Raw genomic sequence first — 19,914 nt, forward strand, 5'->3', positions numbered from 1 at the left:
AGTCGACCTTTTTTTATTGGTTGGGCGTGATAGCCGGAGGTTGCAGCGGAATAAAGTTCCGTACGAGGTGGTCGGCCATGCGGCGCGGAGGAGAGCAACGGAACAAAGTTCAGTAGGATCGACGGCGTTAGCCCCAAAAGTAGGTGCTAACGCCCCCGCACCTGACGCACTAGCCGAGGTTAGCCCCCGAACGCTTCGCCAAACACTTTATCGAACGCCTTCCGCGAACGCTCCAGCAGCTCGGCCGGCGTTTGCTCCGGCGGCGTGCGCGTCAAAATTTCCTGCGAAATCGGCCCTTTATAGCCGATTTCCTTCAACCCCTGCAGGAAGGACGTTAAATCGATGACGCCTTCCCCCGGATATACGCGGTCGTTATCCAGCGCTTCCTCCACGGGGACGTCCTTCGCATCGTTAATATGTACATACGCGATTTGATCGGCGCGAAGCTTCAGAATGTCGTCTTTCGTCAAGCCGTTCGTGTACCAATGGTATGCATCGTACAGTAAGCCGACGTTCGGCTCGCCGATCGCTTCAATCCACTCCAAGTGGCTGTCCGCATCCCATATGAACGGGTTTTTCCACGCGGTTCGCAGATGGTGCGGTCCTACGAACTCAAGTCCGAAGCGGATGCCGTAGGAATTCAACACGACGGCGCAAGCGCGCAGTCTGCGGGTGGCGACGGCCATAAACCGTGCCGCGTTCCAATCGGTGGACGGGAGAACATAGGTGCAGCATACGGATATGCCGAGCTCGGCGGCGGTTTCCGCATCTCTTCCAAGCTGCGCCAGGCCGTGTCTGAACCGTTCTTCGGTATCCCGCCATTCCACCGGAAAGCCGATCGAACCGATGACGACGTTATGCTCCTTCAAATATTGCTGCACGTTCGAACGGCCGTCGCGGGAAATCCAATCGCGAAGCTCGTTGGCGCCGGCATCGACGGATTCAAAGCCATAAGACGAAGCAAGCTGGACAAAACGGTCGATCGGACCGACATCGCCGATTCCTGCGCGGGTTAAGCCTCTTAACATACAGTTGCCTCCTTGACCTTAACGTTATTACCGCTTGTTTCATACTACCTTGATGCGGCGGCAACCGTCAACGAAAAAGAAAGCGCTACAATCCTGTCGCGACCTGATGTACAATGGAAGGGAGTTCAAATAATGGACACAAATTTACCGGGAAAGATGCACAGTGTACTGGGGGACAAACGGTGACGATTTACGACAGCAGAATGAAGCATTTGCAAACGGCATTAAGAGAACAACAGCTTGCGGCATTCATTGTCACGCACAACGTAGATATTTATTACTTGACAGGCACGATGCAATCGGGTCTGCTGCTCGTGCCGGCCGCCGCCGAGCCGACGTTCTACGTTCGAAGAAGCATTACGAGAGCGCGGGATGAAAGCGCGGTTCGCGTCGAAGAGCTGGGCAGCTTGAAGACGCTCGGAGCCCGCGCTGCGGAGCGGTATCCGGAATTGTCCGGAGCGGTGCCGATCGCGCTTACATACGATGTTTTGCCCGTGGAATGGTTCGACAGGCTGCGCGCGGCGTTTCCCGATGCGCAGTGGCATAACGCTAGCGCGATCATCCGCGAAGCGCGGATGGTGAAAGACCCGGAGGAGCTTGAAGCGATGCGCAAGGCGGCGCGCATTGCCGACGATACGCTGCGGCAAGCTGTGCGGGGCATCCGTCCCGGCATGACCGAAATCGAGCTGCTCGCCGACATCGAATATATGCTGCGCAAAGCCGGGCATCTTGGGCTTATGCGGGTGCGGGCGATGAACATGGAGCTGGTCACCGGCATCGCCGCCAGCGGCGCGTCCGCCGCCATTCCGTCCGCCTTCGACGGGCCGGCCGGCGGAGAAGGTCTGCATTCGGCATTTCCGAAAGGTGCCGGCTTCAGCCCGATTTTGCCCGGAGAGCCGATTTTGCTCGACATCGGCTGCAATATCGAAGGGTACGTTACGGACCAAACGCGGACGGCCGTCATCGGAGAGCTGGATGAGGAGCTTCAGGCGGCGTATGACGCTTCGGAAGCCATTCTTGCCCGGATCGAGCGGGAGTTAAAGCCCGGAGCAATCTGTGAGGATATTTATGAGGTGGCTTTGGAAATGGCGGCCCGGTCGGGGTTCGGGGATCATTTTATGGGATATAAGGGCGATGCGGTAAAATTCGTAGGTCATGGGATCGGCCTTGAGATTGACGAATGGCCCGTGCTGGCCAAAGGCTTCCGCACGCCGCTTCGCCCCGGCATGGTCGTTGCAATCGAGCCGAAATTCACGTTCAAGGATCGAGGCGTCGTCGGCATAGAAAATACATACGCGATCACCGAGTCCGGCTTCGAAAGATTGACGTTGACTCCGCCCGGGCTCATCCGTCTTTAACCGCAGGTTAATAATCTGACATGGTTTTTATGCAAGCGCAAAGGTTTCCTGCCGTAAAGGTAGAAACATATAGTTTGTCGCACATAAAAGGGGGATGCGCATGGGAAAAAAAGCAAATGGGAGCTTCCGCACGCTGAAGGGAAGGACAAGCTTTGTCGGCGCTTTTTGGCGGCGGATGAGCACGACGAAAAAAATATATTTGCTGGTCGGAACGGCGCTGCTGTTTCTCGCATTGGTCGGAGGGGTCAATTACGTATATTTGGTAATGATCAACAGCAATTCGCGGTCGCTGCAGGCCGAAGCGTTCGACCCGGTTCAAACCGCGCAAAAAATCGCATTGAATCAACGGACGAGCGAGACGAGAATGCTGGAGCTTATTTTGGCGTCATCGACGGTGGACAAGCAGACTGCGAACGACCAGCTTCAATTGCTGTACGAGGAAAGCGACGAGCTGTTTACCCGGTTTGAGGAGAACGGCATAGACCCGGAGATCGAGCCGGCATGGAAGGAATTTTATTTGCTTGCAAGCAACTTCGATGCTTACCGCGTCGAGGTTTCGGAACTGGTAAAAGAAGATCAGCCGAATCTGGGCTTTATTATTTATCAAAACAATGTCATGCCGTACCGAATGAAGAAGGACGAGCTGGCGAAGCAAGTGATCGACTATTACACCAATAAGGCAAGCGACATTCAGCAGGACAACATCCAGACGATCCAAACGGCGCTCAGCGTATCCCTTGCGCTGCTGATTGCCGCGGCTGTATTGCTGTTCTTGGCCGGACGCGGCATCGCCCGCAACATATCGTCCCCGATCAAACAGCTGCGCGAAAAAATGTCGCAGGCGGAATCGGGCGATTTGTCCGTCGTATGGCAGCTTCAGCGGGAGGATGAAATGGGCGCGTTATCGCATTCGTTCAATTCGATGATCGCCGGCCTGCGGACGCTGTTGAACAATGTAAGGGACGGGGCGAGACAACTCGCCGACGTGTCCGTGCAGCTGCAAACGAATGCGCAGCACACCGCAAAAGCCGCGGAGCAGATCGCCGCGGGCAATGAACAGCTGTCCTCCGGTCTGGAGGTACAGGTAGCCAGCGTAGCGACGGCGTCGGAATCGATCGAAGCGATGGCCGCGGATTTGGAGGCGATAACGAATCACAGTAACGAAGTGACCGGTTTAAGCGGAAAAGCGAAGAGCTCTTCGCAGGAAGGCTTGCGGGCGGTTTCGAACGTCGTCGGGCAGATGGGCGCCATTCACGACACGGTTCAAGGCATGGAGCGCGTGGCGGACGATCTCGCGGCGCGATCGAAGGAAATCGGTGCGATTCTGGGCTTGATCGCCGATGTGGCGAACCAGACGAACCTGCTCGCGCTCAACGCAACGATTGAGGCGGCGCGCGCCGGAGAAGCGGGCAGAGGCTTCGCGGTCGTCGCGTCCGAAATTCGCAACCTGGCGGATCAATCGGCGCAATCGTCCAAGCGAATCGCCGCGATCGTGAGGACGATTCAAGCCGATGTCGGCAACGTGCTGCAGATGATCAAAGAAGGCGGCGTCAAAGTCAAGGACGGAATCGCGAAGACGGAACAGGTGAACGAAGTGTTCCAGACGATCGACGCTTCGGTTTCCGATGTCACCCATAAAATCAATGAAGTCGCCTCCTCCATCTACCGCTTAAGCGAAGGCAGCGAGCATATTGTGAAGGCGATTCGCCAAGTGAACGCCGTCGCTCAGGAAGGCGCGGGGACAAGCGAAGAAACGGCCGCCGCAAGCTCGGAGCAAATGCACGCGATGGATCGGGTGCTTGAGTCCGCCTCGTCGCTCTCGGAGCTGGCGGCGCGGCTTCAGGCCGAAATCGGACGGTTCCGTTTGTCATCATCAGAATAGAAGCATTACCCGCAAAGGCGCGTTTCGGGACGTTTCCGGGCCGCGCCTTTCGCATGCGCATTTGATTACCTGAGCCAAATTGTCTACTCTTAATAGTAGAAAGGGGAAGGAGGGGGCGATGATGCGCGCGAAGTGGAGACCGATCGGCGCTATTGCGCTTCTCTGTACCGTGATACTGTTAGTCGGCTTCGGTAATGCGGTCCGCACCGTCGTCTTTCCGCAAGAAGGCGGCTTGGATCGCAATGCGAATGCGGCGCCTGAGGCCGATCAGCCGAAGCGGGAAGGGATAAGCATCGTCGCAATCGGCGATTCGCTCACCGTGGGCACAGGCGACGAGTCAGGCAAAGGCTATGTCGTTCGGGCGAAAGAGCTGCTTGGCGGCACGTCGAATGTCCCGGTTCGCGTCTTGGGCAATTTCGCCCGGAACGGTTACACGACGACGCAGGTGCTAGCCGAGCTGAACGAACGCGAAGGAATTCAGGAGGCGATCCGGGAGGCGGACGTCGTGCTTATGACGGCGGGCGGCAACGATTTGTTCCGGATCGGCGACGAAGTGGATCCGGTGTCGATTCGCGAGAAGTTTCCGGAGGCGTTGAACCGTCTTCAGAGCATAATGGCAAAAATAAAAAGCTTGAACGCCGATGCCCGGGTGTACTATATCGGCTTGTACAATCCATTTATCGACCTGGCGCAGTTTGAGGGCTCCTCCGACTTGATCCAGGAATGGAACGCGGAAGTGTTTAAGCTGGCGGAGCAATACGAAGGCGTGACCTTCGTTTCCACCTTCGATTTGTTCGAGAACGGCGTCAGCCGGTTTTTGTCCGCGGATTTCTACCATCCGAACGGAGCCGGATATGAGAGAATCGCCAAGCACATTGCGCTGCTGCTTGAATAGGAGGATGCGAAGATGGTACAAGTTAACGGGGAGCGCCCCGAGGTGCCGGTGTTGTCCGTTCAGCGGCTGGCCAAATCGATCAAGGGCAAGGAGATTATCAAAGGCGTCTCTTTCAACGTGTACGCCGGAGAAATATTCGGATTTTTAGGTCCGAACGGCTCCGGAAAAACGACGACGATCCGCATGCTCGTCGACTTAATCCGCCCGACGGCGGGCAAGGTCGTCATTTGCGGCGCGGATATCCGGAAAGATCATGACGGAGCGCTGAAGCATGTGGGCTGCATCGTGGAAAATCCGGAGCTTTATCCGTATTTGACCGGATGGGAAAATCTCGAGCATTTCGCAGGGATGCTTCAAGGCGTGGATGGTCGGCGGATTCGCGAGACGGTGGAGCTTGTCGGGATGGGGAAGCGGATTCACGACAAGGTGAAGACGTATTCGCTCGGCATGCGGCAGCGGCTCGGCATCGCGCAGGCGCTTCTGGGAAATCCGAAGCTGCTTATTTTGGACGAGCCGACGAACGGGCTGGATCCGCAAGGAATCAAAGAGTTAAGGGAGTTCGTCAGAAAGCTTGCCGATCAAGGCATGAGCGTGTTCATCTCAAGCCACTTGTTAAGCGAAATCGAATGGATGTGCGATCGGGTGGCGATTATTTCTAAAGGCGCGCTCATCTCGGAGGGACGGGTGGACGAGCTGCTGCGCCGTGCGAAGCAGCTTGTTCATTGGCAGCTGGAGCCCGTTGAGCTGGGGCTGTCCGTCCTGATGGAGCGGTTCGGCGGAGATGTCGAGGCCGATTCGGCCGAAGGCCGCCTTTCGGCGCGAATGGACGAGGAGACCATTCCCGAAGCCAATCGGCAGCTGGTGCTGGCGGGCGTTCGGGTCAAACGGATCGAGATCAAGCAGCCGACGCTGGAGCAGCTATTTTTGGACATAACGGAGGGCGAGAGCATTGAGTAGCCTGCTGCCGTTAATCCGCAATGAAACGTTGAAGATTTGGAGGAAGAAGCGGTTTGCGGTCATTTTGCTTCTGCTGACGGTTTTGATTCCGATTTTTACGTATGCGCAGGTGAAAATGTCGGAAAGCTTTAAACAGCAAACGGGCACGGACGATTGGCGGATCAAAGCCGAGGCGCAAATCAACGAGTATAAGGCGAGGACCGAATCGACAAGAATACCGGAAGAATGGAAAAAATGGTTTCGCGTAGAAATCGAGCGGCTGCAAATTCATCTGGACCGCAATATCGACCCGAACAGCGCAAGCGGCGTCACGTTTGCGAGAGAATTTGCGGTGAATGCCGTAAGCTTGTTTTTGCCGCTTATGGTGATGGTCATCTCATCCGATTTGGTTTCTTCCGAGCATTCGCTGGGCACGATCAAGCTGCTGCTGACGCGTCCGGTTCGCAGATGGAAGGTGCTGGCCGGCAAGTACGTCGCGATGACTTTTTATGTTTCTTTCATCGTTATGGCGACATTCGCACTATCTTATTTGATATCCGGCGCCTTTCTCGGCTATTCGGGCTGGAGGTCGCCGGTGTTGACGGGCTTTGCCGTTGTCGGCTCCACGGTGGATGCGACGCATGTCCGCATTGTGGAGCAGTGGCAGTTTTTATGGATGGTGCTCGGTTTGGCGTGGTTCTCATGCATGGTCGTAGCCTGCTTAAGCCTCATGGTTTCCGTCTTGGTGCGCAGCACGGCGGCCGGGATGGGCATTATGCTGGCGGTGCTAATATCCGGCACGATTCTTTCGAACATGGCGGGAAGCTGGGAGGCCGCGAAATATTTCTTTATGGTAAACCTGGATACGGTGACGTATTTGGCGGGTCAAGCGCCTCCGATTCCCGGCATGACGCTGCCCTTCTCGCTCGCCGTACTGGCGGTCACCGCATGGCTATCGATCGTTGTTTCGTTTGGAGTGTTTACGAGAAGGGACGTTTTGAACTAAAATAAGGCAGGATTGCTTTTTGGAGAAGGAACGGGGGAACGGCATGGCCGAACAAATCGATTTATTTGACAACGCCCCGCCGGTTGAGGCGAATGGCTCAGCCGGCTACGGCGCAGACGATATTCAAGTGCTTGAAGGCTTGACCGCCGTTCGGAAAAGACCGGGTATGTATATCGGGAGCACGAGCGCGTCCGGGCTGCATCATTTGGTTTGGGAAATCGTGGATAACGCGGTGGACGAGCATTTGGCGAAGTTCTGCAACCGGATCGCGGTAACGATTCATAAGGATCAATCCGTAACGGTGGAGGATAACGGACGGGGCATTCCGACCGGGATGCACAAGACGGGGGTTCCGACCCCTCAAGTCGTATTTACGGTGCTTCATGCCGGCGGCAAGTTCGGCGGCGGGGGGTATAAGAAGTCGGGCGGCTTGCACGGCGTCGGCGCTTCGGTGACGAACGCGCTGTCCGAGTGGCTGGAGGTCGAAATTTACCGCGAAGGAAAAATACATAAGCAGCGGTTTGAATATTGGGTCGACTCCTCCGGCAAGGAGCATGTCGGCGAACCGGTGACCGGACTCGAGGTTGTCGGAAATACGAAACGGACGGGAACGAAGGTTACGTTCAAGTCGGATGCGCGCGTATTCCACGGCAGTATTGCGGTCAACTACGATACGCTTCAAGAGCGCTTGCAGGAGCTGGCGTTTTTAAACTCGGGGCTTCGCATCGTGCTGCGGGACGAGCGTACCGGGGCCGAAGAGACGTTCGAATATGCCGGCGGTGCAAGCGAGTTCGTCCGGTTTCTGAATGACGGCAAAACGGTGCTCCACGATTGCATCCATTTTTACGGCGAGAAGGATGAAATCGAGGTCGAGGTCGCTTTTCAATATAACGACGGTTACACGGAGACGATCGCTTCGTTCGTCAACTCGATTCCGACCCGCGGAGGCGGAACGCACGAAACCGGCTTTAAGACGGCGTATACGCGGGTAATGAACGAGTATGCGAGAAAAGCGGGCATTTTGAAGGAGAAAGAAAAAAATCTTGAGGGCAACGATCTTCGCGAGGGAATGATGTGCGTCATCAACGTGAAGATGGGCGAGGTCGAGTTCGTCGGCCAGACGAAGGACCAGCTCGGGAGCGCATCGGCGCGCGGCGCCGTGGACGGCATCGTCGCGGACAAGCTGTCCGTCTTTCTCGAGGAAAACCCTCAGGTCGGGCAAATGCTGCTCAAGAAAGCGGTGCAAGCGGCGAAAGCTCGCGAGGCCGCGCGCAAAGCGCGCGAAGAAGTGCGCAGCGGGAAGAAGGGAAGAGGCGAAGGCTCGAACCTGGGCGGCAAGCTGACGCCTGCGCAGTCTAAAGATTTCATGCGCAACGAGCTGTTTATCGTCGAAGGCGATTCCGCAGGCGGCTCCGCGAAGCAGGGACGCGATTCCCGCCATCAGGCGATATTGCCGCTGAAAGGAAAGCCGCTCAACCCGGAGAAGGCGAAGCTGGCCGATATTTTGAAGAACGATGAATACCGGACGATAATATCGGCGATCGGCGCGGGCGTCGGCTCCGAGTTCGACGCGGAGGAAGCGAACTTCGGCAAAATCATCATCATGACCGATGCCGACACCGACGGCGCGCATATCCAGGTGCTGCTGCTGACGTTCTTCTACCGGTACATGAAGCCGCTCATTGACGGGGAGAAAGTGTTCATCGCGCGGCCGCCTTTATATAAAGTGACGAAAAAGAGCGGAAAACAGACGGTAACCAAGTATGTGTATTCGGATGAGGAGCTCGCGGCCGTAACGAAGGAGCTCGGCGGCAAGGGCATCGAGCTGCAGCGTTATAAAGGACTCGGCGAGATGAATCCGGAGCAGCTTTGGGAAACGACGATGGATCCGGAACAGCGCGTTCTGTATTTGGTGAAGATCGAGGATGCCGCGAAGGCGGAGCGCCGCGTATCGACGCTGATGGGCGATAAGGTGGATCCGCGGAAGCGGTGGATCATCGAGAATGTCGATTTTACGGAGTACGAGGAATAGGGTGATGCAGTGAGTACACAGGAGCAATTTTTGCCGGTTGTGATGGAAGAAGTCGTCGGCGACCGGTTCGGACGGTATTCCAAATATATCATTCAAGACCGCGCCATCCCGGACGTACGGGACGGTTTGAAGCCGGTGCAGCGCCGCATTTTATACGCAATGTACGAATCGGGCAATACGCCGGACAAGCCGTACCGCAAATCGGCGAAGACGGTCGGGGACGTCATGGGGAACTACCATCCGCACGGCGACAGCTCTATCTACGAAGGCATGGTGCGGATGGCGCAGCCGTGGAAGATGGCGCACCCGCTCATCGACGGCCACGGCAACTGGGGCTCGCAGGACGACGACCCGGCCGCGGCGATGCGGTACACGGAGGCGCGCCTGTCTAGTATCGCGATGGAGATGCTGCGCGATATCGACAAGCGCACGGTGCAGTTCCGCGACAATTTCGACAATACGGCGAAGGAGCCGTCGGTGCTTCCTTCCCGCTTTCCGAATTTGCTGGTGAACGGCGTCAGCGGCATTTCCGCCGGCTTCGCCACCGAAATACCGACGCATAATTTGCGGGAAGTGATCGATGCGTGCATCCGCATTATCGACGATCCGTTCGCTACGCTTGAGGACGTGATGGAGATCGTCAAGGGGCCGGACTTCCCTACCGGCGGCATCGTGATGGGAACGGACGGCATCCGCGAAGCGTATACGACGGGCAAGGGCCGGGTGTATATCCGCGGTCGTACGGCGATTGAGGATTTGCGCGGCGGGAAGCAGCAGATCGTCATTACGGAAATTCCATACGGCGTCGTGAAGGCGAAGCTGGTAACGAGCATGGAGACGATCCGGCTGGAGAAGAAGGTCGAGGGCATCGCCGAGGTGCGCGACGAGAGCGGACGCAACGGGCTAAGGATCGTCGTTGAATTGAAGAAGGATGCGGACGCGCAAGGCATATTGAACTTCCTGCTCAAAAAGACGGATTTGCAAATCTCGTACAGCTTCAACATGGTGGCGATCGTAAACAAAGCGCCGCGCCAGCTCGGGCTGAAGGAGATGCTGGTCGCTTACGTCGAGCATCAGAAGGACGTCGTAACCCGGCGTTCCCGCTACGAGCTTGAGAAGGCGGAGGACCGCGGCCACGTGCTGGAAGGTCTTGCGAAAGCGCTCGATATATTGGACGACGTCGTCGCGACGATTCGCCGGTCCAAAAACCGGCAGGACGCGCAAAACAACCTGGTTGCGGAATACGGCTTTACGGAGCGGCAGGCCGACGCCATCTTGACTTTGCAATTATACCGGCTTACCAATTTGGAAATTACGGCGATCGAGAAAGAGCTCGACGAGGTAAGAAAGCTGATCGAGCAGCTTAAGGCGATTCTCGGCAGCGAGCGGAAGCTGCTTGCCGTCATTAAGAAGGAGCTTACGGAAATTCGCGACCGCTTCGGCATCGACCGCCGTTCGGAAATTCAGGACGAGGTCGAGGAATTGAAGGTGGCCGTCGAGGTGCTCGTAACGCCGGAGGACGTGCTGGTGACGCTGTCCGATCAAGGCTACATCAAACGGACGAGCAAGCTTTCGTTCACCCGTTCCGGCGGCGAGGTCGAATCGACGGGCCTCAAGGAAGGCGACTTCGTGCGCAGTCTGCTTGAGGTGAACACGATCGACAGCCTTCTGCTGTTTACGGCTAAAGGTCAATACTTTCTGCTTCCCGTTCACGCGATCCCGGAATATAAGTGGAAGGACACGGGGACGGCGCTCGTCAATGTCGTACCGATTCCGAAGGACGACCGGGTCGTAAGCGCCATTCCGGTGAAGGATATGCAAGAGACGGGCAAGTCCGTCATATTCGTCACGAAGCGCGGCCAGGTCAAGAAGACGGAATTGAAGGAATACGCCACAAACCGGATGACGGCCATTGCGGCGGTGAAGCTCGGCAAGGACGATGAGGTTGTAACGGTATGGATCGGCAGCGACGGCTTGGAGTCGGAAATTTTGCTGATCACCAAGCTGGGTCAAAGCATCCGTTTCCGCAGCGACGAAGTAAATCATATGGGGCGGGTCGCCGGGGGAGTTCGCGGCATCGCTCTGAAAGAAGGGGACGAAGTCGTCGCCGCGCTGAACGTAGCCGGGGACGAGGGCGAAATATTGGTGCTAAGCGATCTCGGATACGGCAAGCGTTCGCTGTTAACCGACTATTTGGTGCAAGGCCGAGGCGGCAAAGGCGTGGCCACGTTCGAGTTCAAAGAAGGCAAACGCGTCAAGCCGAACGGCAGCGCGCTTGTGATGGCGCATTTCGTCAAGGAAGAGTGCAGCTTCATGGCCGTTACTTCGGCGGGGCGCACCGTAACGTTCTCCTCGGAGGATGCGCCGATCGCCATTCTCCGGTCCATCGGAGCGATTCTCGTTCTAACGGAGAAGGACGAACAGATCCAAGCGGCGGTTTGTGTCGGAAATGCGATATCGTAAGGTACGGCCGAACAGGTGGAACTGTTCGGCTGTTTTTTTTTGACGCCGGAATGTTGTTTCTCGCCGATCCTCACAAACCCCCGCGGTCCAAACGGACACCACCGCCAAGCCGCTTACTGACACCACCGCCAAACCGCTAACGGACACCACAGACGCTATATCGTCAATTTGCCCGCCGCCAAACCGCTAACGGACACCACAGACGCTATATCCCGATTTTTGGCGCTAATCCCATCATTTTCGTGGCAATAACTGCAGTGGTGTCCGTTAAAACTGCAAACTCCACTCAAAACGCCGAATAACTGCATCTATGTCCGTTAGAGCGATCCGCCGGCGATCCAAATTTGATAGGGAGGAGCGATTTGCAGACGTGTTTCTGCATTGGAGCCAGAGGTATGTCGCTCGTAATAACTTAATGGTTGCATTCAAAAGACTCCGTCAGGCGTGTTTTTTACGCCCTTAGGATGACTGAATCCCCAAGAAAGTTTCGGCAGAGTTCGCGCATGCGTCACGTTTCGAAATATGTCGCGCCGTCATGCTGTCGGAAGGTGTCGTAAGGCGAAAAATCGTATCGATTAATGTCTTAAAATATTAAATGGTTAAAGCTTTTCGCGGGCGGTCAGGGATGGTATACTTTGGCTTGTACAATACCCATAGGGGGGATTTAAGAAATGTATACGAACGAGTTTGCGAAACTGTGGTTTAAGCTGAGCAAGGAACTCCGCATTCATATGGACACCCAATTGAGCCCGACGCTAACCGAGAGCCAACTCAACGTTCTTGAATATGTACTCGCGCATGACCGGATGAAGCCGTCCGATTTGATTCATTATTTGGCGACGACGCCCGCGGCCGTCACCACGCTGCTCGATCGGATGGAGAAGAACGAGTTGATCGAGCGCGTGAGGGACGAGCGCGACCGCAGAATCGTCTGGATTCACGTCACGCATAAGGGCAGGGAAGAATGCAAAAGAGGCGTGGACATCCGCGAGACGTTCCTGACGGAATATTTAAGCCGGATTTCGTCGCACAATCAGCAGCTGCTTGTGTACCTGCTCGGAAAAATTACGAACGTGGAGCAGCAGCGCATCTCCTCTTAAGGGGAAGCGGGCGTGTCCGCCTGGACGGTTAAGGACCGCAGGTGGGCGTTCATCTCGGCCGCCTTCTGCTCTAGCTGCGGGAACATCCGTTTCGGAATCAGCGGATCGTTCTTGGCCGCGGCAACCGCCTCCAAAGGCAGAATGCGGTACAACGATTTCCCGCCGCTTCTGTACTTATGGACCCAAGTCGGAATCGGATCGATCTGTACGATTTCGGTTTCGGAGCCGCCGTCCTCCAAGTAGGTTTTCTTAATGCGCACTTTAAAAATAACGCCGTATTCCTTGTAATTGCCGAACTGGTTCGAAATGAAGTTGCCCATGGAATACATAACGACACCGGTACGCTCCGTTCCGTCATATCCGGCGGTAACGATACGCTCATACGGCTGCACCACGTGCGGATGGCTGCCGAGCACGAGATCGGCGCCCGCTTTAATGCAATGCTCGGCGAGCTCACGCTGCGTGTCGTTCGGCTGCCGCTGATATTCAATGCCGAAGTGAAGCGCCACCGTTACGAAGTCGGCGCCGTCCGCCCGAGCCCGCTCGATTTGCTCCTTCATTATCTCTTTATCGATCAACGAAATAAGGTACGGCTTGTCTTCGGGAACGGGGATGCCGTTCGTGCCGTACGTGTATGAAAGAATGGCGTTCACAATGCCGTTCTTTTCTATTACGAGCGGCTGATTCGACGCTTCTTCCGAATCGTATGTGCCGACGCTTAACAGCCCGTTCTCATGAACCGTATTCAGTGTGGCGACCGCGCCGGAGGCGCCTTGATCGAGCGCATGGTTGTTGGCCGTCGTCACAATGTTGAAGCCGGCATTGCGAATGGCGGCCGCCAGCTCGTCGGGGGCGTTAAACAGCGGGTACCCCTTGAAGCCGCGCTCGGCGCCGGCGATCGGGGTTTCCAGATTGGCGATGCTCCAATCTCCCTGCGAGATGATGGAGGATACCTCCCGGAAAAAACCGTCGAAATTGTACGTTCCCGTCTTCGCATCGTAAGCGCCGGGCAGCTGCGGCGTGTGCATCATAATGTCGCCGACCGCAACGATCGTTGCTTCCGCAGGCGGCGGAATGACCGGCTCCGGCGCCTCATTCGCCGGAGGCGAAGCGTCTTGATCGGCGCCGTCGACCGGGGCCGGCTGTGCAGCCGGTTCGCCGTCCTGCGAATCGCCCGATTCATACCGGCCGCCGAAGCAGCCGGATAAGAACAGTGTTGCGGACAGCAAAGCTAAAACCGCCAACACCGTCATTGCGGACTTGCGTGTGCGTATAGTCATGCTATCTCATTTCTCCCATGAGCGAATATGCGAATATGGAATGCAATGTTACTCGTTCGATTCCCAGCGGCATAAGATGCCTGCCGGCAAAATCATATTTTTGGCCGTTATGGGCAGCCCGATTTCCCCCGTTGTAATGCTTCCCCCGTACTTTTCCGACAGCGTCAGCCGCGCAATGTTGCCAAGCACCGTAGGAGACAGCCCGGTCGTATACGAATTGATCAGAAGAAACAGCGGCTTCTTGGACATGATCGTCGTGCAAAATTCCAGGAACGGATACAAATTCGTCTCCAGCTTCCATACTTCCCCGCCGGTGCCGCGCCCGTAGGAGGGAGGATCCATAATGATTCCGTCATACGTATTGCCCCGGCGCTGCTCGCGCTGGACGAATTTGAACACGTCGTCCGTAATAAACCGTACAGGCTTCTCGGCTAAGCCGGATAAGGCGATATTTTCCTTCGCCCAAAGCACCATCCCCTTCGCCGCGTCGACGTGGGTCACTTCCGCGCCTGCGGAAGCGGCCGCGACGGTCGCGCCTCCGGTATATCCGAACAGGTTCAACACCTTGATCGGACGGCCGGCATTTCGGATTTTGTCCATCATCCAGGACCAGTTCACCGCTTGCTCCGGAAACAGCCCCGTATGCTTGAAGTTCGTCGGCCGGATGTAAAACTTTAAATCCTTGTAGCCGATCGTCCACCGCTCCGGCAGCTTCGTCTTAAATTCCCACTGTCCTCCGCCCGAAGAACTCCGATGGTATCTGGCGGATACGTTCTGCCACAGCTCGGTCTCCTTCGCGAGCGGCCAAATAATTTGCGGGTCGGGTCTGCGAAAAATGACATGGCCCCAACGCTCCAGCCTCTCGCCGCCGCCGGCGTCCATCAATTCATAATCGATCCAATCGTGTGCTGCAAACATGCGTAAAAAACTCCTCGTTTACTTGATAGTTTGTCGGTTTCGCTATACGCTTGATAGGAAGCGGTTAACGTTTGCCGCAAAATGGGAAGAAAGTCCTGACTGATGACTTATCCATATATTGTACATCAGCAGGCAACTTTCAATCAAAGATGGTGGAGGAGAAATATGAGTCAGCCTGTTATGCGCGTTCGGCTGCGGCGCCGAACGAACGGATGGAAAGCTTTACTTGCAACCGTCTTGCTGCTTGGGGCGGTTGCGGCAATCGCGGCTATTCTGGACAATCCCGCCGTGACGGAGTTGGACCGGACGGTAGGCGAAGCGATTCGCAGCCTGCGAAGCGAGGCTCTGGATCAAGCCGCGAAGTGGTTGAATATTGTTGGTTCCACCAAGGGCTATGCTGTCATCACCGCGGTCGCTGCCGTATGGTTCGCTTTACGGAAGAAAGCTCCCGAAGCGATTCTTACGATCGTTTCCGTCGCAGGGGCATACGGTTTAAACACGCTCGTCAAAAACATAGTGGAAAGACCCCGGCCGCCGGCGGCTGAGGCATTATTCATGGAGGACGGCTTCAGCTTTCCAAGCGGCAACGCGACCATAGCCGCGGCGCTGATCGGGTACATCATGTTCGCCATATGTCTGCACTCCGCAACACGTCCTGCTTTACGCATGTCTACAATCGCGATCGGAAGCATAATTATGTTGTTGATCGGCGCATTTCGGATTTACGCCGGGGTTCATTATGCTACCGATATTGTCTCCGGATATTTGCTGGGCGCCGCTTGGCTCGCGATTGTCGTGTACATACAACGGAAATATATGACTTGACGGAGGAATGCTTTGTGGCGGGATGGACTCCGAGCGATTTCGATCTGTATTTGTTCCGGGAAGGAACGCTGTATGAAAGCTATCGCACATTTGGAGCACATCTTTGCGAGCATGAAGGCGCAAGAGGAGTCCGGTTCGCCGTATGGGCTCCTCGGGCCGTTCAAGTAAGCGTCGTCGGGGAGTGGAACGGGTGGAAGCCCGAAAGCGATCCGCTCGAGTGCGCACCGGGCGGCGTCTGGTGCGGCTTTCTTCCGGGAATCGGGGAAGGCGCGATCTATAAATATGCCATTCGAACGTCAACCGGAGAGTGGAAGCTAAAAGCGGATCCGTACGCTTTCCGTTCCGAGGTTCGCCCGAGCACCGCTTCGATCGTATACGATTTGAGCGGGTACAGGTGGAAAGATATGAATTATAGAAAGCGCTTACACGAATCGTACGAACGGCCGCTCTCCGTTTACGAGGTGCATCTCGGCACATGGAGAAGAAGAGACGACGGCTCCATGCTCTCGTATGAGGAGCTTGCCGACGAGCTCGTCAATTACGCGGCGGATATGGGCTTTACCCATATCGAGCTGCTGCCGCTTGCCGAGCATCCGTACGACCGCTCTTGGGGCTACCAGGCAACCGGCCTTTATTCGGTTACGAGCCGGTTCGGAAGCCCGAAGCAGTTTATGGCGTTCGTCGACCGGTGCCACCAAAGAGGGATCGGCGTCATTATGGACTGGGTGCCCGGACATTTTTGCAAGGACGACCACGGACTAAGACGCTTCGACGGAACGCCTCTATACGAACCGGAGGACGATCGCCTTGCCGAAAAAATAGAGTGGGGAACGCTCGGCTTCGACTTCGGCAAGCCGGAGGTGCGGAGCTTTTTAATCAGCAACGCACTGTATTGGATGGATATGTTTCATATTGACGGGCTGCGCGTCGATGCGGTCGCGAGCATGCTCTATTTGAATTTCGGGAAGCCTGCGGACCGCCATGTGTACAACCGGTACGGCGGGGAGGAAAATCTCGAAGCGATCGAGTTTCTGCGGACGCTCAATCAAGCGGTATTCGAACGGTTTCCCGGAGCCTTAATGATGGCGGAGGATTCCACCGCTTGGCCGCTGGTCACCGCCCCCGTCCATAAAGGCGGTCTTGGCTTCAATTACAAGTGGAACATGGGCTGGATGAACGACATGCTCGAATATATGGAAAAGGACCCGATCCACCGCAAAAATCACCACAAAAACATCACCTTCTCCTTCCTCTACGCCTTTTCGGAAAATTTCGTGCTTCCTTTATCCCACGACGAGGTCGTCCACGGCAAAAAATCGCTCTTGAACAAAATGCCCGGCGACTACCGGCAAAAGTTTGCCGGACTTCGCGTCCTTCTCGGCTATATGACCGCACACCCCGGCAAGAAGCTGCTGTTTATGGGCGGCGAGTTCGGCCAATTTTCCGAATGGAACGATTCGGCCCAGCTCGACTGGCAGCTGCTTGAATATCCGATGCATGCGTCGATGCGGCTGTATGTGCGGGAGCTGAACCGGTTTTACGCGAAACAGCCGGCGCTTTGGCAGAACGACTGCCGCGCGGAGGGCTTCGAATGGATTTCCCCGCACGACAGCGAGCAGAGCGTCATCGCGTTTATTCGTCATGCGAAGCAAGCGAAGCATATGTTGATTATCGTTTGCAACTTTACGCCCGCATCTTATCCGAACTACCGGATCGGCGTGCCGCTGCCCGGCGCGTACCGGGAAGTGTTCAACAGCGACAGGATCGAATACGGAGGCTCCGGACAAAAGAATGCGAGGCGAGTCGAAGCCGATAACATTCCTTGGCATGACCGAGCGTATAGTATTAGCATTAGCGTGCCGCCGCTCGGAATTGTAGCGCTTAAACGAATATTACCCAGAAAGGGGCAACCGTATGAGGCGTAAAGAATGTGTCGCGATGCTGCTGGCGGGAGGGGAGGGGCGGAGACTGGAGCAGCTTACGAAGCAATTGGCGAAGCCCGCCGTTCATTTCGGAGGAAAATACCGCATTATCGATTTTACGTTGTCCAATTGCACCAATTCCGACATTGACACCGTCGGAGTGCTTACGCAATATCAGCCGCTCGTGCTGAATTCTTATATCGGCATCGGCAGCTCGTGGGATTTGGACCGAAAAAACGGGGGCGTCACCGTGCTTTCCCCGTTTCTGGAACAAAAGGGCGGGAACTGGTACAGCGGAACGGCCAACGCCATTTACCGCAATATCGGCTTTTTGGAGCAATACGACCCGGAATATGTGCTGGTCATTTCCGGCGATCACATATACAAGATGGATTACGACGAGATGCTGTCCTTCCACAAAGAGCGCGGCGCGGAGGCTACGATTGCGGTGATCGAGGTCGATTGGAAGGAGGCGAGCCGATTCGGCATCATGAGCGTGGACGGCGGCGACCGGGTTACCGAATTTGCCGAAAAGCCGAAGGAACCGAAAAGCAATCTCGCGTCGATGGGCGTTTATATTTTTACATGGAGCGTATTGAAATCGTACTTGCTTAAGGATGAAGCGAATCCGGACTCCTCCAACGATTTCGGCAAAGATGTCATCCCTATGATGCTAGAGGAAGGCGCGAGGCTGTTCGCTTATCCGTTCGAAGGCTACTGGAAGGACGTCGGGACGGTGCAAAGCTTGTGGGAAGCGCATATGGACCTTCTCGAGGACAAACCGAAGCTGGACTTGTTCGACCGCAGCTGGCGCATTTATTCGCTCAGCCCGTACCGGCCCCCGCAATACGTCGCCCCCACGGCAACCATTTCGCGATCTCTCATCAACGAAGGCTGCTCCGTTTACGGCGAGATCGACCATTCCGTATTGTTTTACGGCGTACAGGTCGGCGGCGGATCGGTCGTGAAGGATTCGGTCATTATGCCGAACGTAACCATCGGGAGCGGTGTGCGCGTGTATCGCTCGATTATCGGCGAAGGCACCGTAATTGAGGACGGCTGCGTCATCGGCACGCCAACGGATGAAGAGAGCGCCGATATCGGAGAGATTACGCTGATCGGCGGCAACGAATACGTTCGAAAGGTCGTGACGGCATGAAACGGGTGATGGGCGTTATTAATTTGATCGATGAGCCGGATCAATTGGAGGAGCTGACGCTTCACAGGTGCGCGGCTTCCGTTCCGTTCGGCGGCCGCTACCGCCTGATCGATTTCGCGCTCTCCAATATGGTCAATTCCGGAATCGAGGATGTCGCCGTGTTTACCCAGCATAAATACCGATCTTTAATGGACCATTTGGGCTCGGGGAAGGAATGGGATTTGGACCGTAAGCGCGGGGGATTGTTCTTGCTGCCGTCCGTTCTTGACGGCCGGCCGGGCGGCATGAAGGGGGATCTGTGCCAATTTTTCGCGCACCGCGATTATTTTTACCGGGGGAAGCAGGAGTACGTCGTCATCTCCCGAAGCCATGTCGTCTGTAATATCGATTTGCGGCCCGTGCTCGATTTCCATGAAGCGGTCCGCGCGGATATTACGTGCATCTATAAAGAGATGGACAATGCGGAAGATTCGATCCACCACAAGTTGCGCGTAGAAAGCAGCGGCCGCATTACGGCCATGCAGGAGCAGACCGGCCGGTTGTCCGGCACGAGCCTTTCGCTCGAGATTTACGTGCTGCGCAAATCGCTGCTGCTCGATATGGTGGAGACATGTCTGGCGCAAGGCGACGACTATTTGGTGCGGGACGGCATGATGAAAAATATTTCGCGATTGAAATTGTACGGCTACAAGTACGATGGGTATGCGGGAATCGTCAATACGATCCCAAGCTATTACCGGCACAGCATGGAGCTGTTGAGCCCGGACGTGCTGCGGGAGCTGTTCTTTCAAACGTCGGCTCCGATCTACACGAAGGTCAAGGACGAACCGCCGGCCAAGTACGGAGAAGCGGCGGCCGTCAAGCATTCGCTGGTTGCCAACGGAAGCTCGATTGAAGGAACGGTCGAAAACAGCATCGTATCCCGAGGCGTGAAGGTAAAGAAGGGGGCTTGCGTCCGCAACGCCATTTTGCTGCAAAACTGTGAAATCGGCGAAAATGTCGTCGTAGAAAATGCCATATTGGATAAAGACGTATGGATCGACCGCGGCAGAGTGCTGACCGGTGCCGTCACGGCTCCGTTCATCGCGGCCAAGAAGAAGGTGATTTAGC

Annotated in this window: 15 protein-coding genes; 12 read left to right on the forward strand and 3 right to left on the reverse strand. The window is 55.9% G+C overall.

All coding sequences use genetic code 11. From position 1 onward, the window contains the following. Window positions 1-179 precede the first annotated feature (179 nt). A complete protein-coding gene (locus PT964_RS17520) occupies window positions 180-1,028 on the reverse strand; it encodes a sugar phosphate isomerase/epimerase family protein (protein WP_274364668.1) in 849 nt (282 codons plus the stop codon). 182 nt (window positions 1,029-1,210) lie between these two features. Here PT964_RS17520 and PT964_RS17525 point away from each other — a divergent pair, with 182 nt between their 5' ends. From PT964_RS17525 to PT964_RS17560, 8 genes are all read left to right on the forward strand, one after another. Beyond that, complete coding sequence (locus tag PT964_RS17525; RefSeq protein ID WP_274364669.1) at window positions 1,211-2,386, forward strand: M24 family metallopeptidase; 1,176 nt, start codon at window positions 1,211-1,213, stop codon at window positions 2,384-2,386. 100 nt (window positions 2,387-2,486) lie between these two features. Further along, window positions 2,487-4,268: a methyl-accepting chemotaxis protein gene (locus tag PT964_RS17530; RefSeq protein WP_274364670.1), complete on the forward strand. Its 1,782-nt coding sequence runs from the start codon at window positions 2,487-2,489 to the stop codon at window positions 4,266-4,268. A gap of 121 nt (window positions 4,269-4,389) precedes the next feature. Next, entirely contained in the window at window positions 4,390-5,163 is a 774-nt protein-coding gene (locus PT964_RS17535) for a GDSL-type esterase/lipase family protein (protein ID WP_274364671.1), read from the forward strand. Between the two features lie 12 nt (window positions 5,164-5,175). Continuing rightward, the gene (locus PT964_RS17540) at window positions 5,176-6,120 is read left to right on the forward strand and encodes an ABC transporter ATP-binding protein (RefSeq protein ID WP_274364672.1); all 945 of its coding nucleotides are present in this window, start codon (window positions 5,176-5,178) and stop codon (window positions 6,118-6,120) included. Next, window positions 6,113-7,105, forward strand: a complete 993-nt coding sequence (locus PT964_RS17545) for an ABC transporter permease (protein ID WP_274364673.1) — start codon at window positions 6,113-6,115, stop codon at window positions 7,103-7,105. Before PT964_RS17540 ends, PT964_RS17545 begins: the two co-directional genes overlap by 8 nt. Window positions 7,106-7,148: 43 nt before the next feature. Beyond that, a complete protein-coding gene (parE, locus tag PT964_RS17550) occupies window positions 7,149-9,137 on the forward strand; it encodes a DNA topoisomerase IV subunit B (RefSeq protein ID WP_274364696.1) in 1,989 nt (662 codons plus the stop codon). 9 nt (window positions 9,138-9,146) lie between these two features. Further along, window positions 9,147-11,600, forward strand: coding sequence for a DNA gyrase subunit A (gyrA, locus tag PT964_RS17555; RefSeq protein ID WP_274364674.1), 2,454 nt, complete (start codon window positions 9,147-9,149; stop codon window positions 11,598-11,600). A 671-nt stretch (window positions 11,601-12,271) separates the two neighbouring features. Continuing rightward, window positions 12,272-12,700 carry a MarR family winged helix-turn-helix transcriptional regulator gene (locus tag PT964_RS17560; RefSeq protein WP_274364675.1) on the forward strand — a complete coding sequence of 143 codons (429 nt, stop codon included), beginning with the start codon at window positions 12,272-12,274 and terminating at the stop codon, window positions 12,698-12,700. Here the strand turns inward: PT964_RS17560 and PT964_RS17565 are convergent. Together PT964_RS17565 and PT964_RS17570 are read right to left on the reverse strand one after the other, a co-directional pair. Further along, complete coding sequence (locus tag PT964_RS17565; protein ID WP_274364676.1) at window positions 12,697-13,980, reverse strand: CapA family protein; 1,284 nt, start codon at window positions 13,978-13,980, stop codon at window positions 12,697-12,699. The two genes, PT964_RS17560 and PT964_RS17565, sit on opposite strands and share 4 nt — an antisense overlap. A gap of 48 nt (window positions 13,981-14,028) precedes the next feature. Next, a complete protein-coding gene (locus PT964_RS17570) occupies window positions 14,029-14,898 on the reverse strand; it encodes a class I SAM-dependent methyltransferase (protein ID WP_274364677.1) in 870 nt (289 codons plus the stop codon). Window positions 14,899-15,063: 165 nt separating this feature from the next. On the opposite strand from PT964_RS17570, the gene PT964_RS17575 reads away from it, so the two are divergent. Genes PT964_RS17575 through glgD form a run of 4 tightly spaced genes read left to right on the forward strand, consistent with a single transcriptional unit; the run spans window position 15,064 to window position 19,913 of the window. Beyond that, on the forward strand, window positions 15,064-15,723 hold the full coding sequence (locus PT964_RS17575) for a phosphatase PAP2 family protein (protein WP_274364678.1): 660 nt from the start codon (window positions 15,064-15,066) through the stop codon (window positions 15,721-15,723). Window positions 15,724-15,737: 14 nt separating this feature from the next. Then, complete coding sequence (glgB, locus tag PT964_RS17580) at window positions 15,738-17,648, forward strand: 1,4-alpha-glucan branching protein GlgB (RefSeq protein ID WP_274364679.1); 1,911 nt, start codon at window positions 15,738-15,740, stop codon at window positions 17,646-17,648. Beyond that, window positions 17,638-18,804: a glucose-1-phosphate adenylyltransferase gene (locus PT964_RS17585; protein ID WP_274364680.1), complete on the forward strand. Its 1,167-nt coding sequence runs from the start codon at window positions 17,638-17,640 to the stop codon at window positions 18,802-18,804. The genes glgB and PT964_RS17585 overlap by 11 nt, the downstream gene beginning before the upstream one ends. Continuing rightward, window positions 18,801-19,913: a glucose-1-phosphate adenylyltransferase subunit GlgD gene (gene glgD / locus PT964_RS17590; protein ID WP_274364681.1), complete on the forward strand. Its 1,113-nt coding sequence runs from the start codon at window positions 18,801-18,803 to the stop codon at window positions 19,911-19,913. The genes PT964_RS17585 and glgD overlap by 4 nt, the downstream gene beginning before the upstream one ends. The last annotated feature ends 1 nt before the right edge of the window (window position 19,914 follow it).

The organism is Paenibacillus thermotolerans (assembly GCF_028745515.1).
Lineage (GTDB): Bacteria > Bacillota > Bacilli > Paenibacillales > YIM-B00363 > Paenibacillus_AE > Paenibacillus_AE thermotolerans.